Origin of the sequence: Streptomyces tritici, from assembly GCF_048500665.1 — a bacterium.
GTDB classification, from domain to species: Bacteria; Actinomycetota; Actinomycetes; order Streptomycetales; family Streptomycetaceae; genus Streptomyces; species Streptomyces tritici.
The window spans coordinates 3,207,406-3,222,500 of the sequence record NZ_CP183183.1; the positions used below are offsets into that span (position 1 = coordinate 3,207,406).

Genomic DNA, 15,095 nt, shown 5'->3' on the forward strand with positions numbered 1-15,095 from the left:
GACGGCCGTCAGGCCGCCGAGACGGCAATGGGCACCCCACTCCACTGCCGCGCAACACCGTCCACCGGGCCGGCGGCCGCCCACGGCGCCGGAGTGTCGGAGGCCCCCTGCGCGGACCCCCACCCCCCGGCCGCCCTCCGAGTGGGAAAAGGCCCCCGGAGTCGGGCCGTCAAGGGTGGAGCGACAGCGGAATCGCGAAGCGACGCGACGCAAGGAGCGCCCTTGACGGCCCGGCTCCGGGGGCCACACTCGGAAAGAGGGCGGCCGCACCAGAAGCCCACGAGCGACCTCCGCCCCGAGAACCCAGCCCCGACACCCCGACACCCCAACGCCCCGACGCACGTGCGGCCGCCGCTCCCGACGAAGCGACGGCCGCACGCACCAGAGCATCCCGGTACGGAACACCTACCGGACGAGGACCACGGAGTCGATCGGCGTCATGTTGTACGGCGCGTACTCGCCGGTGTCGCGGGCGACGTCGGAGCAGTTGCCGCCGTTGTACTCGTAGCAGACCTGGAAGCCCGCTCCGCCGGTCTGGTTGTTGACGATGACGCGGTAGCCGGTGACGTTCGACAGGTTGTGGTAGCCGTAGCTGTAGAAGATGTTCCTGCTCAGGATCGAGCCGTCGGTCTCGCGGATGCAGACTGCGCCACTGGGACAAGGCGTCGCCGCATGCGCGGCAGGTGCCGTGGCGAGTCCGGCCCCCAGGGCGAGAGACAGCCCTGCGGCAGCCGTCGCGATCTTGCGCATGATTTTCCCCCTCGGTCGTGGTGCTCGGTCGTCACGCGCTCAACCAGTCGAGCGCACGGCCAAGTTCTCGCGAGAGGTCCGAGCCCCACAAGAATCACCTTTCCGCCACCACCCGGTTTCCACCGCCCGCCCCTTCCGAAAACCGCCGCCGGACGCCGGCGCCGAATGCCCCCTCGAAGGCCTCTCCCGGGCGTGCACACGCCCTGAGGTGTAACAACGACAGTGATTGCCCGGAGTCACCCTGCGTGATACACAGAGTGACGATACGCGTCTTCGCATACAACCAGCCCGCGCCACCGCAGGTCAGCGCACCGGGCTCGGTCAAATGTGCGGGGATCGGGTAAAGAGAGCGGCCAAGCCGTCACACGCGGGCGGTTTCATCAGCGAAGATAGGGCGATGACCCATGCCATCCGGCAGGGGCGACGAACTACCCAATAGGGGCGGTGAGTTACATGTACCTGGCGGCCGAGAAGGGCGACATCACCACCATCATCGGCGGAATCGCTCCCAACTGGGGGCCTTTCGGAAGCCTGGGCAACGAGGCGCGTGTGATGATCGAGGTCGTGATGGCGGTGGCCATCCTGATCTGCCTCGGCATCGCGATCTGGGGCGCGGCCAAGCAGCGCATCGGTGCGACCGCCCTCCGGGACACGTTCAGCGCCGAACAGGGCAAGGGCCTCATCGTGGCGGGCCTGACCGGCGTCTTCATCATCGGGTCGCTGGGGACGCTGTTCACCATCGTGTACGGAATGGCTGTCTGACCGCCCCTGATGTCCAGTCACCGCACCGTGAGAGCAGCACGACCACTGTCGAACCCGCGAAGGGTTGAGGGGGCGTACCCGGCATGAGCCTCGGCGACCAGAACGACGGCTACGAGGGCGGTGTGGGCGGCGCGGGCCAGACGCGTACGCGCCTCCCGGAGGGCGCCACCGGCGACCCGTACGGCGGGCGCCGCCCCGCGGGGCGCGGTTCGCGCTCGCTGATCACGGTGGTGGGCGTGGTGGTCCTCCTGATCGCCGCGATCGCCTTCGCCAACCGGGGCAACGGGGAGGCGGACGGAGCCGCGACCCCGAACGCCAAGAACCCCGGCGCCGCCGCCCCGACCTCCGCCACGGGCGTGAGCCCGGTGGGCAAGGGCTGGGCGAAGGACGAACAGGGCGCGCAGAGCGCGGCGGCGAACTACGCGGTGGCGCTCGGCTCTGACGGCATGTTCAACACGGAGCGCCGCCACGAGATCGTGCGTTCACTCGCGCACCCGAGCGCGATGGAGACCCTGAAGTCCGGCTTCGACGCGGACTACTCGCAGGCATTCCTCTCTCAGATCGGGCTCAACGCCGACGGCAGTGCACCCGCCGGCGCGACGTTCGTGAACCGCACGGTCCCGACCGGGGCGAAGGTGAAGAAGTTCGGCGGCGACACGGCGGAGATCGACGTCTGGTGCGTCGGCCTGTTCGGCCTCACGGGTGAGCAGTCCACGAAGCCCGTGACGAGCAGCTGGTTCACCGTGAGCTTCAAGCTGCAGTGGACCGACTCCGACTGGAAGGTCGTGTCCACCAGCCAGAAGACGGGTCCGACGCCCGTGACCGGAGACAACCCGGTGTCCGGGTCCGAGGAGATCGCCGACGCGGTCAAGGAATTCGGGGGGTTCACGTATGCCCGCTAGCCCGCGGCGTACCCGCTCCGCTCTCGCCGCTCTGGTCACTGTCCAGGTCGCCGCGTTCTCTCTCGCTTCGAGGGCTGCCGCGGCCCCCAGCCCGACGCCCACCCCGTCCCCGGGCGCCAGCAACGATCCATGCGCGCTCATCGCCGGACCTGCACGCGAGTACTGCGAAAACGGCCAACCCGGCCGCGGCACCACCACGGCCCCCGACCCCACCTCCGCCCTCGACCCCCTCACCTCCCTCGCCCGGGGATGCGCCGACGCCGCCGTGGCGATCGTGGACGCGTTGGCGAAGGCCGTCAAAGAGACGGCCGACGTCGACTTCACCAACCCCGCCTTCCTCGCCCGCTACGCCGTCGTCTTCGCCGCCGCCACCTTCCTCACGCTCCTCCTCTGGCTGCTCGCCGTCGCCAAGCGGGCCATCCGCGGCGTGCCGCTGACCACCGCCATCTCCGAGGCCGTCGGGTTCCTCTGGCTCACCGTCCTGGCCTCCGCGTTCACGCCGCTGATCCTCTACACCGTCGTCTCCGCCACCGACGCCGTCACCGAAGTGATCGCGTCCGGCACCAACCAGCAGACCGACGTCTTCTTCGGCAGCTTCAAGCAGGCCCTGCAGAAGGGCGACAGCATCGGCGGCGGGCCGATCATGCTGATCATCGTGTCCCTGGTGACCGTCCTCGCCGCGGGCGTGCTGTTCCTCGAGCTGTTCCTCCGCGCCGTCCTGCTCTACGTCGGCGCCCTCCTCGGCGTCGTCGTCTACTCCGGCCTCGTCGACAAGAACATGTGGGGCCACGTCCGCCGCTGGGCCGGCATCATGATCGCGGTGATCCTGGTCAAACCGGTCATCGTCATCGTGCTCGGCCTCGCCGGCGCGCTCTCCTCCGGCACCGGCCCCGACGCGTTCTCCGCCGTCGTCTCCGGCCTCGCCATCATCCTGCTTGCGATCTTCGCCTCCGCGATGATCTACCGCTTCGTCCCGGGCTTCGGCGACGAGATCGTCGCCTCCCGCAACAACCGCCTCCACCGCGCCGGCGAGAACGCCGCCGCCGCGGTCATCTCCTCCCCCGCCTCCCTCGTCTCCCAGGGCATCAAGACCCACAGCACCCGCGACAACGGCGGCGGCAACAACAGCGGAAACGCCGGCAACACCCGCCCCGCCAACCCCCTCACCGGCGGCGTCGCCGCCCACAGCAGCCGCGGGGGCGGCGGCGGATCTGTCCCCTCCGCCGCACCCCCGCCGCCACCCCGCCGCAGCAGCGGCGGCACCGCCCCGACCGCGGGCACCCCGCACAGCAACCGCAGTAGCAACAGCACCGGAAGCACAGGAGGTGGAGGGCGTTGACGACCCAGTCCCACTCGGTCGCGCCCCGCCGCACGTATCTCATCGGCCGCGCCCGGCCGAACGCGATCGTCGGCAAGAACCGCGAGACCGGCGAGATCGCGCTGATCATCGCGGGCGCGTTCCTCGGCATGATGAGCGGGCTGCTGGTCCCCGTCCTGTCCCTGCGCATCGTGCTCCTCACCGGCTTCCCGATGCTGGCGCTCGCCGCCGTGTACGTCCCGTACAAGCGCCGCACCTTCTACAAGTGGTTCGAGATCAACCGCAGCTACAAGCGCATCCTCAAGCAGGGCACCGCCTACCGCTCCGGCGCCGTCGAGGCCGGCACCCGCCTCGACGGACGCGAGGTCGAGATCGGGCCCCCGCCCGGCATCGGCCGCATCAACTGGCTCTCCGCGCCCTTCGGCCCCGACGAGATCGCCGTCCTGCTCCACGCCGACCGCCGCACCGTCACCGCCGCCATCGAGATCGAGGGCCCCGGCGTCGGCCTGCGCGACAGCGAGGACCAGGAGGCCCTGGTCGACCGCTTCGGCACCCTCCTCAAGCACGTCGCCAACGGCGACGGCTTCGTCACCCGCCTCCAGATGCTGGCCCGCACCCTGCCCGCCGACCCGGACGCCCACGCCAAGGACGTCGCCCAGCGCGGCGACCCGAACGCCCCCGCCTGGCTCCAGCAGTCCTACGAGCAGCTGCAGTCCATGGTGTCCACGTCCAGCGAGCAGCACCGCGCCTACCTCGTCGCGTGCATGCACTACACCCGCGAACTCGCCGCCGAGGCCAACGCCATGGCCCGCGCCGCCCGCCAGGCCACCGGCGCGAGGAAGCTCGACCAGGACGCCGGCCTCGCCGTCGTCATGGCCCGCGAACTCACCGACATCTGCGCCCGGCTCGCCGAGGCCGACATCCGCGTCCGCCAGCCCCTCGGCCAGTCCCGCCTCGCGTCCCTCGTGCACTCCATGTACGACCCTGACCACCCCATCGACCACATCCAGGCGATGACGAAACGAAACGCTTGGCCCGCCGAACTGGACGCCGTCGAACCGACGTACCTCCAGGCCAAGACCCGTGAGTCCTCCACCCGCGCCCCCTGGTGCCACGCCACGGCCTGGGTGAAGGAGTGGCCGATGACGCCCGTCGGCGTCAACTTCCTGGCCCCGCTGCTCGTCCACACCCCCGACGTCATCCGCACCGTCGCCGTCACCATGGACCTCGAACCCACCGAGGTCGCCATCGAGCGGATGCTCACCGAGAAGACGAACGACGAGGCCGAGGCCAACCGCGCCGCCAAGATGAACCGCACCGTCGACCCGCGCGACATCGCCGCGCACGGCCGGCTCGACCAGCGGGGTGAAGATCTCGCCAGCGGCGCGGCAGGAGTCAACCTCGTCGGGTACATCACTGTGTCGTCGCGTTCCCCCGAGGCCCTGGCCAGGGACAAGCGCACGATCAGGGCCTCCGCCGGCAAGTCGTATCTGAAGCTGGAGTGGTGCGACCGCGAGCACCACCGGGCCTTTGTGAACACCTTGCCGTTCGCGACCGGCATCCGCCGCTGAGCGCGGCCTAGCGCTGATAGGGGCCCTGATCCTGATGCGAGATCCGCTGTCCGTCCTCACCGAAGCCTTCACCTCGTTCCTCTTCGGCAAGGTCGAGACGACCCGGCTGCCGGTACGGACGTCCACCGGGCAGGCCCAGGCCGTCTACCTGCCGACCGCCGCACCCGGCCTCGGCGACTCGGGCGTGATCATCGGACGCGAGGTGTACAGCGGCAAGGGCTACATCTACGACCCCTTCCAGCTGTACGGCCAGCAGCTGCCCGCGCCCCACTGGCTCGTCCTCGGCGAGTCCGGCAACGGCAAGTCGGCGCTGGAGAAGACGTACGTGCTCCGCCAGCTCCGCTTCCGCGACCGGCAGGTCGTCGTGCTCGACGCCCAGGGCGAGGACGGCGTCGGCGAATGGAACCTGATCGCCCAGGAGCTGGGGATAACGCCGATCCGGCTCGACCCGATGGTCGCCGTCGACGACGGCATCCGGCTCAACCCGCTCGACCCGTCGATCACCACCACCGGCCAGCTCGCGCTGCTCCGGACGATCATCGAGGTCGCGATGGGCCACGGCCTCGACGAGCGCTCCGGCTTCGCGCTGAAGGTGGCGCACGCGTACGTCAACGAGCACATCACCGACCGGCAGCCGATCCTCACCGACATCGTCGAGCAACTCCGCCACCCCGAGGCCGAGTCGGCAGAGGCGATGAACGTCGACATAGACGACGTACGGGCCTGGGGCCTCGACGTCGCCCTCGTCCTGGACCGGCTCGTCGACGGCGACCTGCGCGGCATGTTCGACGGGCCGACGACCGTCGGCATCGACCTCGACGCGCCGCTGATCGTCTTCGACCTCTCGCACATCGACCGCAACTCGATCGCGATGCCGATCCTGATGGCGATCGTCGGCGTGTGGCTGGAGCACACCTGGATCCGCCCCGACCGGAAGAAGCGCATCTTCCTGGTCGAGGAGGCCTGGCACATCATCAACAGCCCGTTCGTGGCGCAGCTGTTCCAGCGGCTGCTCAAGTTCGGGCGGCGGCTCGGCCTGTCCTTCGTCGCCGTCGTCCACCACCTCTCCGACGTGGTGGACGGCGCGGCGGCGAAGGAGGCCGCGGCGATCCTGAAGATGGCCTCCACCCGGACCATCTACGCCCAGAAGGCGGACGAGGCACGGGCCACCGGCCGGGTCCTCGGCCTGCCCCGCTGGGCGGTCGAGATCATCCCGACGCTCACCCCGGGCATCGCCGTCTGGGACGTCAACGGCAACGTGCAGGTGGTCAAGCACCTGATCACCGAGGCCGAACGGCCCCTGGTCTACACGGACCGGGCCATGACGGAGTCCTCCCCGCTCGAACTCCCCGAGGACGTCCGCGCGGCGGAGTGGGAGGCGGAACGCCGGGCCGCGCTGATCGAACAGCAGCAGCGGGCGGAACTCGGCGAGTCCTCCGAGTCGACGGTGGCGTAGACGAGCGACGGACGGCGCGGGGGCGCGCGAACGGCGCAGGGGCAGGCGAACCGGCGCCGGGACAGGCAGACGGGGACGGCACGGGACGGTACGGCGGTGGCGGTGGAACGGCGCGGAGAACGGAACGTCGAACGGCGCGAGGGCGGCGGGATCCCGGACGGCCTGCTGGTCGCCCTGCTGGGCTTCCTGGTCGCGCTCACGGTCCTGATCTGGACGGCGACGGGCCTCGCCGGCCTGTTCGCCCACGGCGCCTGGCCGGACGGGGTCACCTTCACCCGTACCCCGCTGGCCGCCCGCGCCCTCCTGGGCGACCCGCGCGACCTGGCGGCGGCCTGGCCGACGACCCCGCCGGGCCAGCTCTCGGGCTACGGCCTCTTCTGGGGCCTGCTGATCGGCGAGCTGATGCTCGCCACGGTCCTGGGCGTCTTCGCCCTGGGCACGGTGGCCCGCTGGAGAGCGGTCCGCGCACGGGCGGCCACGAAGACCGGCGCGGGAACCCCGGCGCCGGAGCGCGTACGGGACGCGGAGCCCGCGCCGGTACGCGACGAGAAACTCGTCCGCGCCCCGGAGCCCGCACGCGAGCCGGAACCCGTACGCGCTGCGGAACCCGCCCCCGCCCCGGAGGCACAGCCCGCAGCGCCGGCACCGGCACCGGCACCCACCCCCACTCCCGTCCCCGACGCCCCGTACGAAGCCGTCCCCGCCCCCCTCCTCCCCGCTCCCCGCGCGCCCCGCCTGGTCTACGGTGCGGCGGCGGCGCGGCGGCCGGCAGCGCTGCGGGCGGTGCAGGAGGCGGAGGGCGCCGCGCTCGTCGTCACGTCCGACACGAGCCTCTGGGACGACACGAAGGACGCGCGGGCGAAGCTCGGCCCGGTCCTCCTCTACGACCCCGGGCACCTCTGCGACACCCCCGCCCGGCTCCACTGGGCGCCCATCAGCGGCTGCGAGGACCCGGCCACGGCGCAGGAACGCGCGGCCGCGCTGCTCGCGCCCGTACGGCCGCCGTCGCGGCTCGACGCGGCGGTGGCGGAGACCGCGGAAACGCTCCTGCGCTGCTGGCTGCACGCCGCCGCGGTGGACGGCCGGCCGTTCAAGCAGCTGCACCGCTGGGCGCAGGGCACGGGCGCCCACGAGGCGGTACGCATCCTGCGTACCCACCCGAAGGCGGCGAGCGGCTACGCGGGCCTGCTGGAGGCACAGTTGACCGCGCACGCCGAACGCCGCGACGTCGCGCAGGAACTGACGGCACGGGCGCTGTCCGCGCTGTCGTCGGTGCACATCCGGGACGCCTGCACGCCGAACCGAGCCGATGCGCTCGTCCTGGAATCATTCGTACGCGAAGGGGGCACCCTTTACGTGGTGGGTGAACCGATCGAGGACCCCCGTACCCGCCCCGGCGCGATGCCGCTGCTCACGGCCCTCACCGCAAGCGTGGTCGAGCACGGCCGCCGCATGGCCGCACGGTCATCCGACGGTCGGCTCGACCCACCACTGACGCTCGTCCTCGACGACGTCGCCGCGGTGGCCCCCCTGCCGCAGCTCCCGGACCTCCTGACCGACGGCCACGACCGGGGCCTCCCCACGGTGGCCCTCCTCCGCTCCCAGGAACAGGCCCGCTCCCGCTGGACCCAGCCGCTGCCCCAGCTCTGACGTATCAGCGGCTCAGAAGTCGACGAGCGCGGCCAGGGACGGGTCGCGGCGGTACTTCCCCGCCGCGTGACGGTGCAGCGCCGCGTCGAGACGCGTGACCTGAGGACGGGCGGCGTCCCGGTTCTGGAACGGCACCGCCGTTACGGCCGTACCGGCGTGGCCTCGCTCGCGGAACACCTTCGGCAGGGGCCTGCCCGGTTGCGGTACGACAAGCACGACGCACACCACCTGGTCGTCCTTGCCGGGCCGCAGCTCCATAGCCACCTCGGCGACATCGCCCCACGGCGTGTTCCAGGACGCCTTGCGGAAGGCGAAGCCCAGCCCCCAGCCGTTCACCCACAGCGCGGTCTCCGGCAGGGGGCCCGTCTCGCCCTCGAGGTACCCGTACGCGATGAGGCCGAGCCCACAGGCGATAACCAGGTAGGGCAGTACGTCCGAATGCCAGCTGGAAACGCCGGCCAGCCCGGACATGGCAGCCACCAGCCCAAATGCCTGGTATCCCCAGCCGCTTATCCTGTCACCGGGCCGCCGGGCGAGCCGTGCCCGGATCTCCACCCGCTGCCGGTCACCGCCCCTGGGGGCGGGCTGCGGGGGCACCTCCGTCCGCGCGGCGGGCGACGGCTCCGGCGGCGCGGGGGTGGGTGACGCGAGAGCCGTCGCCACGGCGGTACGCGCCGCACCCCGGCCCTCCGACGACCGCAGAGGCTCCCTCGGCTCGCCACCGTCCACGCCCGCGTCCAGGTCCATGTCCGCCCCCACACCCAGCAGCCCCAACAGCTCCGCCGGCGTCGGCCGCGCGGCCGGGTCCTTGGCGAGGCACGCCCCCAGCACCCCGCGCAGCCCCTCCGGAACCCCGTCGAGGCGCGGCGCGTCGTGGACCACCCGGTACAGCAGCGCCGGGGCGCTGCCCGTCCCGAACGGCCCCTCCCCCGTCGCGGCGAACACCAGCACCGAGCCGAGCGCGAACACGTCGCTCGGCGCACCCACCGCCTCCCCGGTCGCCTGCTCCGGCGACATGAACGCGGGCGTGCCGACCACCGTTCCGGAGCCGGTCAGCTGCGTCGCCCCCTCCAGGGCCTTGGAGATGCCGAAGTCGATGACCCGGGGTCCGTCCGACGTGACGAGCACGTTCGAGGGCTTCAGGTCCCGGTGCACGAGCCCGGCCCGGTGCACCGCCTCCAGCGCCTCGGCGAGCCCGGCCGCCAGGTGCCGCAGCTCCGGCTCCCCCAGCGGCCCGCGCGTCTCGACGAGCCGGCCCAGGTCCGGCGCCTCGATGTACGCGCTCGCCACCCACGGCGCCTCCGCCTCCGGGTCCGCGTCCACCACCGGCGCCGTCCAGAAGCCGCCGACCGCGCGGGCCGCCTCCACCTCACGGCGGAACCGCTGCCGGAACCCCGGATCGGCCGCGTACTCCGGACGTACGACCTTGACCGCGACCCGCCGCCCGGCGGCCGACCGGCCCAGGTACACCCGACCCATCCCGCCCGCCCCCAGGCGCGCGGACAGCCGGTACGGTCCGATCGCCGCCGGATCCTCCGGCCTCAACTCCTCCACGGCGCCCGAGTTCGACCCGCCACCGCACTCGGGGACCAGTCAACCACCTCAGGCGGCCGGCCGCCGGATCTCGTGCTCGAGCTCCCACACACCGTCCGTCCCCGGCATCGCCACCCTCTCCCCCGTGGCCACGAACCCGAAGCGCCGGTAGAAGGCCGCGGCACGCTCGTTGTCCTGGTGGACGTACAGCCGCACCCGCTGGATCACCGGCTCCGGCAGCGACCACGACCACTCCACGCCGGCCCGGAACAGCGCCTCGGTCACGCCCTTGTCCGCGCCCCGGGCCTCCGGGCGGACGTACACGCCGACGATGTGCGTCTGGTCGGCCTTCGCCGGCTCGCCGAACCGCACCTCGTCCGAGGGCCGCTCGACGAGCACGGTGATCGTGCCCGCCCAGCTGCCGTCGGGAGCCTCGGCGACGAACTGCCGCCCGCTCGTACTGCCTTCGGCCACCCGGCCGGACCACTCCTGCCAGCCCTCGTCGGGCCGGTCGACGGCCGCCTCGTACGTGTCGAGGAAGGCGATCGGGGCGGCGGGATCGCGCAGCGCGTCGAGCCGTATCGCACGGGCCTGTCGCCACTCGTCGGCGCGGACGGTGCGGATGAGGTAGTCGTTCATCCGCCGATCCTCACCGGCGGGCGCACACGCCGACAAACCCATTTCCGCGACGGCCCGTACGCGCCCCCGCCCTGGACGCCCGCACCGGCCTACTGGACGTCGAACCAGTACCCGTGCCCCATGACGTCCTCGGGGCAGGCGAACACGCGCAGGTCACCCCATCGCCCCACGGTGATCCGGGCGACGTCATGGCTGGCGACGGTGAACAGCAGCCGCATGACGCTGCCGCAGGTGTCGCACCGGCACTCGTACGGATCCGTGATCCCCCACGACGGCCAGCCGCCGAACTTGAACCCGGCCACCCGCGTGACGACGTCCGAGCCCTCGTCCCCGGTCCGCGCCACGAGCGCCTCGACGGCCGGCACGAGCGCGTCGGGCAGCTCGTACGTGGACGGGAAGTCGACGAGGGGGACCGGCGTGAGCGTGCAGGCCCGCGGCGAGAACCCGTAGTCCTCGTCCTCCTGCCGCACCGGCGCCGGCGGCTCGACGAGCACGTCGACGGCGTCCGCCGCCCGCCGCCACCGCACCTCGACCACGGGCGAGGCGTCCTCGTGCGGCGGCGGCGGATCGAGATGCGCGTTGGGACACCACAGCAACTGGAAGACGTCCACCCCGTCGGGCCACCACGGCCCCGGGGCGTCCTCCTTGAAGACCTGCACGGCCGGAACCATGGCCGAGGCGTCGAGCTCCCCGGGGCCGCCCTGCTCGTCGCCGTACGAGCAGCACGGCCAGGGCTCGTCCGCCGGCCAGAGCAGAGGCCCGCCGACGGAACTCTCCCGCACCCCCGGCTCCCCCTTCTCGGGCAGGAACACCGTCGCGGGACGGGCGTACGGGGCGAGCCCGGGAACGGCGGCGAGGATGTCCTCGGTGGAGGGCCGGTCGGCGTGGTTCTGCATGCGGGGATCCTAGGGGCGGCTCGCCGCGGGCCCGACCCGGCGGACGGCGTCGAGCCTGCCCGCGAGCAGGTCGTCGTGCCGGAGGACGAAGTCCCCGTTGGGCAGCGGCTCGTCGCAGTACGTGCCGACCACCCGCCCCGGCAGGTACCGCTCCAGCGCGTGCCGCAGCTTGGGCCCGTACGAGACGGGCACGCCCCAGTCCGCGGGCGCCTCGTCGCTGCCGAAGAGGAGCCAGTGGTCGGTCGGGACGCGGGCGTCGAGGTCGGGGGCGGAGCCGGTGTGGCAGTCGAGGGCCGGGAGCCACAACTCGTCGGCGTCGAGGGGCTCGTACCAGACGAGCAGGGGCTTGGCGTGCCGGGCCTGGGCGTTGTCGAAGCAGCAGACGGCGATGGCGTGGTCGGGGTAGTGCTCGGCGTAGAACGCGAACAGCTCCGGCGACAGCACCGGGCGCTTGTGGAACGGGACCTGTGCGAGGGCGGCGGGGACGAGGGTGGGGTCCTGGGCCAGGACGACGGTGTAGACGTCGTGCTCGAAGACGTGCACGGCGGGCGGTTCGTCGTATCCCATCCACGCCATGCCGTCGTCGGCCTCGTCGGAAGCGACCGGGGGCCGGACGGCCTCGACCATGCGGCTGAGGATGTCGGCGTGCTGTCCCACGGACACGAAATTCTGCGGTGTCATTCCCACGGCCGGCAGATGCAGCAGCATCGCGTTCGGTCCGTCGGCGTGATTCACGGCGGTGTTCTGATAGCCCAGGACGTGGATCAGCCCGTGCTCGGGATGGGTCTGCCGTCCCGCGTACAAGGTGGTGCCGGTGAACTCCGCCGGCGCGGTGGAAACGCACATGAACGCAAAAATGCCTCAACCCCCGGACCAGGTCCAGGGGTTGAGGCGAAGAATTGTTCGGCGGCGTCCTACTCTCCCACAGGGTCCCCCCTGCAGTACCATCGGCGCTGAAAGGCTTAGCTTCCGGGTTCGGAATGTAACCGGGCGTTTCCCTAACGCTATGACCACCGAAACACTATGAAGTTGAACTCAAGCCGGCGATGGCGAGTTCGTTACTTCAGAACTAACACAGTGGACGCGAGCAACTGAGGACAAGCCCTCGGCCTATTAGTACCGGTCAGCTCCACCCATTACTGGGCTTCCACATCCGGCCTATCAACCCAGTCGTCTACTGGGAGCCTTACCCTCTCAAGGAGGTGGGAATACTCATCTCGAAGCAGGCTTCCCGCTTAGATGCTTTCAGCGGTTATCCCTCCCGAACGTAGCCAACCAGCCATGCCCTTGGCAGGACAACTGGCACACCAGAGGTTCGTCCGTCCCGGTCCTCTCGTACTAGGGACAGCCCTTCTCAATATTCCTACGCGCACAGCGGATAGGGACCGAACTGTCTCACGACGTTCTAAACCCAGCTCGCGTACCGCTTTAATGGGCGAACAGCCCAACCCTTGGGACCGACTCCAGCCCCAGGATGCGACGAGCCGACATCGAGGTGCCAAACCATCCCGTCGATATGGACTCTTGGGGAAGATCAGCCTGTTATCCCCGGGGTACCTTTTATCCGTTGAGCGACGGCGCTTCCACAAGCCACCGCCGGATCACTAGTCCCGACTTTCGTCCCTGCTCGACCCGTCGGTCTCACAGTCAAGCTCCCTTGTGCACTTACACTCAACACCTGATTGCCAACCAGGCTGAGGGAACCTTTGGGCGCCTCCGTTACCCTTTGGGAGGCAACCGCCCCAGTTAAACTACCCATCAGACACTGTCCCTGATCCGGATCACGGACCCAGGTTAGACATCCAGCACGACCAGAGTGGTATTTCAACGGCGACTCCACAACCACTGGCGTGGCTGCTTCAAAGTCTCCCACCTATCCTACACAAGCCGAACCGAACACCAATATCAAACTGTAGTAAAGGTCCCGGGGTCTTTCCGTCCTGCTGCGCGAAACGAGCATCTTTACTCGTAGTGCAATTTCACCGGGCCTATGGTTGAGACAGTCGAGAAGTCGTTACGCCATTCGTGCAGGTCGGAACTTACCCGACAAGGAATTTCGCTACCTTAGGATGGTTATAGTTACCACCGCCGTTTACTGGCGCTTAAGTTCTCAGCTTCGCCGACCCGAAAGTCAGCTAACCGGTCCCCTTAACGTTCCAGCACCGGGCAGGCGTCAGTCCGTATACATCGCCTTACGGCTTCGCACGGACCTGTGTTTTTAGTAAACAGTCGCTTCTCGCTGGTCTCTGCGGCCACCCCCAGCTCACGGAGTAAATCCGATCACCAGGTGTGGCCCCCCTTCTCCCGAAGTTACGGGGGCATTTTGCCGAGTTCCTTAACCATAGTTCACCCGAACGCCTCGGTATTCTCTACCTGACCACCTGAGTCGGTTTAGGGTACGGGCCGCCATGAAACTCGCTAGAGGCTTTTCTCGACAGCATAGGATCATCCACTTCACCACAATCGGCTCGGCATCAGGTCTCAGGCTATGTGCTGTCCGGATTTGCCTGGACAACGCCCTACACCCTTACCCCGGGACAACCACCGCCCGGGCTGGACTACCTTCCTGCGTCACCCCATCGCTTACCTACTACAGATCTGGTTCGTCGGCTCCACCACTCCCCTTTGCCCGAAGGCTCCGGGGCGGCTTCACGGACTTAGCATCGTCTGATTCGATATTGGGCGTTTCAAAGCGGGTACCGGAATATCAACCGGTTGTCCATCGACTACGCCTGTCGGCCTCGCCTTAGGTCCCGACTTACCCTGGGCAGATCAGCTTGACCCAGGAACCCTTAGTCAATCGGCGCACACGTTTCTCACGTGTGTATCGCTACTCATGCCTGCATTCTCACTCGTGAACCGTCCACAACTCGCTTCCGCGGCTGCTTCACCCGGCACACGACGCTCCCCTACCCATCACAGCGGGCGTTGGCCCTGTTGCTGCAATGACACGACTTCGGCGGTACGCTTGAGCCCCGCTACATTGTCGGCGCGGAATCACTTGACCAGTGAGCTATTACGCACTCTTTCAAGGGTGGCTGCTTCTAAGCCAACCTCCTGGTTGTCTCTGCGACTCCACATCCTTTCCCACTTAGCGTACGCTTAGGGGCCTTAGTCGATGCTCTGGGCTGTTTCCCTCTCGACCATGGAGCTTATCCCCCACAGTCTCACTGCCGCGCTCTCACTTACCGGCATTCGGAGTTTGGCTAAGGTCAGTAACCCGGTAGGGCCCATCGCCTATCCAGTGCTCTACCTCCGGCAAGAAACACACGACGCTGCACCTAAATGCATTTCGGGGAGAACCAGCTATCACGGAGTTTGATTGGCCTTTCACCCCTAACCACAGGTCATCCCCCAGGTTTTCAACCCTGGTGGGTTCGGTCCTCCACGAAGTCTTACCTCCGCTTCAACCTGCCCATGGCTAGATCACTCCGCTTCGGGTCTTGAGCGCGCTACTGAATCGCCCTGTTCGGACTCGCTTTCGCTACGGCTTCCCCACACGGGTTAACCTCGCAACGCACCGCAAACTCGCAGGCTCATTCTTCAAAAGGCACGCAGTCACGAGGATCCGAAGATCCCGACGCTCCCACGGCTTGTAGGCACACGGTTTCAGGTACT

11 protein-coding genes and 2 rRNA genes (1 of these 13 running past the window's edge) are annotated in these 15,095 nt (G+C 69.4%); 6 read left to right on the forward strand and 7 right to left on the reverse strand.

What is annotated here, in order from left to right; genetic code table 11:
- Window positions 1–405 precede the first annotated feature (405 nt).
- Window positions 406–750 carry a hypothetical protein gene (locus tag ACNJ93_RS14735; protein ID WP_418957874.1) on the reverse strand — a complete coding sequence of 115 codons (345 nt, stop codon included), beginning with the start codon at window positions 748–750 and terminating at the stop codon, window positions 406–408.
- Window positions 751–1,203: 453 nt separating this feature from the next.
- Here ACNJ93_RS14735 and ACNJ93_RS14740 point away from each other — a divergent pair, with 453 nt between their 5' ends.
- The 6 genes from ACNJ93_RS14740 to ACNJ93_RS14765 all read left to right on the forward strand — a co-directional run bounded on the left by ACNJ93_RS14740 (window position 1,204) and on the right by ACNJ93_RS14765 (window position 8,409).
- A complete protein-coding gene (locus ACNJ93_RS14740; RefSeq protein WP_406865364.1) occupies window positions 1,204–1,512 on the forward strand; it encodes a hypothetical protein in 309 nt (102 codons plus the stop codon).
- Window positions 1,513–1,595: 83 nt separating this feature from the next.
- A complete protein-coding gene (locus ACNJ93_RS14745; protein WP_418957875.1) occupies window positions 1,596–2,414 on the forward strand; it encodes a hypothetical protein in 819 nt (272 codons plus the stop codon).
- Window positions 2,404–3,753: a hypothetical protein gene (locus ACNJ93_RS14750; protein ID WP_418957876.1), complete on the forward strand. Its 1,350-nt coding sequence runs from the start codon at window positions 2,404–2,406 to the stop codon at window positions 3,751–3,753. Before ACNJ93_RS14745 ends, ACNJ93_RS14750 begins: the two co-directional genes overlap by 11 nt.
- A complete protein-coding gene (locus ACNJ93_RS14755; RefSeq protein ID WP_418957877.1) occupies window positions 3,750–5,303 on the forward strand; it encodes an SCO6880 family protein in 1,554 nt (517 codons plus the stop codon). Before ACNJ93_RS14750 ends, ACNJ93_RS14755 begins: the two co-directional genes overlap by 4 nt.
- A gap of 34 nt (window positions 5,304–5,337) precedes the next feature.
- Entirely contained in the window at window positions 5,338–6,759 is a 1,422-nt protein-coding gene (locus ACNJ93_RS14760) for an ATP-binding protein (protein WP_418957878.1), read from the forward strand.
- 102 nt (window positions 6,760–6,861) lie between these two features.
- Window positions 6,862–8,409: a type IV secretory system conjugative DNA transfer family protein gene (locus tag ACNJ93_RS14765; RefSeq protein WP_418957879.1), complete on the forward strand. Its 1,548-nt coding sequence runs from the start codon at window positions 6,862–6,864 to the stop codon at window positions 8,407–8,409.
- Between the two features lie 12 nt (window positions 8,410–8,421).
- Here the strand turns inward: ACNJ93_RS14765 and ACNJ93_RS14770 are convergent, their stop codons facing one another.
- From ACNJ93_RS14770 to ACNJ93_RS14795, 6 genes are all read right to left on the reverse strand, one after another.
- Entirely contained in the window at window positions 8,422–9,963 is a 1,542-nt protein-coding gene (locus ACNJ93_RS14770; RefSeq protein WP_418957880.1) for a serine/threonine-protein kinase, read from the reverse strand.
- 48 nt (window positions 9,964–10,011) lie between these two features.
- Complete coding sequence (locus ACNJ93_RS14775) at window positions 10,012–10,581, reverse strand: GNAT family N-acetyltransferase (RefSeq protein WP_418957881.1); 570 nt, start codon at window positions 10,579–10,581, stop codon at window positions 10,012–10,014.
- An 89-nt stretch (window positions 10,582–10,670) separates the two neighbouring features.
- A complete protein-coding gene (locus tag ACNJ93_RS14780) occupies window positions 10,671–11,477 on the reverse strand; it encodes a hypothetical protein (RefSeq protein WP_418957882.1) in 807 nt (268 codons plus the stop codon).
- 9 nt (window positions 11,478–11,486) lie between these two features.
- Window positions 11,487–12,323, reverse strand: a complete 837-nt coding sequence (locus tag ACNJ93_RS14785) for a hypothetical protein (protein ID WP_418957883.1) — start codon at window positions 12,321–12,323, stop codon at window positions 11,487–11,489.
- A gap of 55 nt (window positions 12,324–12,378) precedes the next feature.
- A 5S ribosomal RNA gene (rrf, locus tag ACNJ93_RS14790) occupies window positions 12,379–12,495 on the reverse strand.
- Between the two features lie 75 nt (window positions 12,496–12,570).
- A 23S ribosomal RNA gene (locus ACNJ93_RS14795) occupies window positions 12,571–15,095 on the reverse strand; it runs 590 nt beyond the window's last position.

Coding starts and splice junctions, on each gene's coding strand:
- ACNJ93_RS14735 (WP_418957874.1), bottom strand. CDS start 750: ATGCGCAAGATCGCGACGGCTGCCGCAGGGCTGTCTCTCGCCCTGGGG.
- ACNJ93_RS14740 (WP_406865364.1), top strand. CDS start 1,204: ATGTACCTGGCGGCCGAGAAGGGCGACATCACCACCATCATCGGCGGA.
- ACNJ93_RS14745 (WP_418957875.1), top strand. CDS start 1,596: ATGAGCCTCGGCGACCAGAACGACGGCTACGAGGGCGGTGTGGGCGGC.
- ACNJ93_RS14750 (WP_418957876.1), top strand. CDS start 2,404: ATGCCCGCTAGCCCGCGGCGTACCCGCTCCGCTCTCGCCGCTCTGGTC.
- ACNJ93_RS14760 (WP_418957878.1), top strand. CDS start 5,338: ATGCGAGATCCGCTGTCCGTCCTCACCGAAGCCTTCACCTCGTTCCTC.
- ACNJ93_RS14775 (WP_418957881.1), bottom strand. CDS start 10,581: ATGAACGACTACCTCATCCGCACCGTCCGCGCCGACGAGTGGCGACAG.
- ACNJ93_RS14780 (WP_418957882.1), bottom strand. CDS start 11,477: ATGCAGAACCACGCCGACCGGCCCTCCACCGAGGACATCCTCGCCGCC.
- ACNJ93_RS14785 (WP_418957883.1), bottom strand. CDS start 12,323: ATGTGCGTTTCCACCGCGCCGGCGGAGTTCACCGGCACCACCTTGTAC.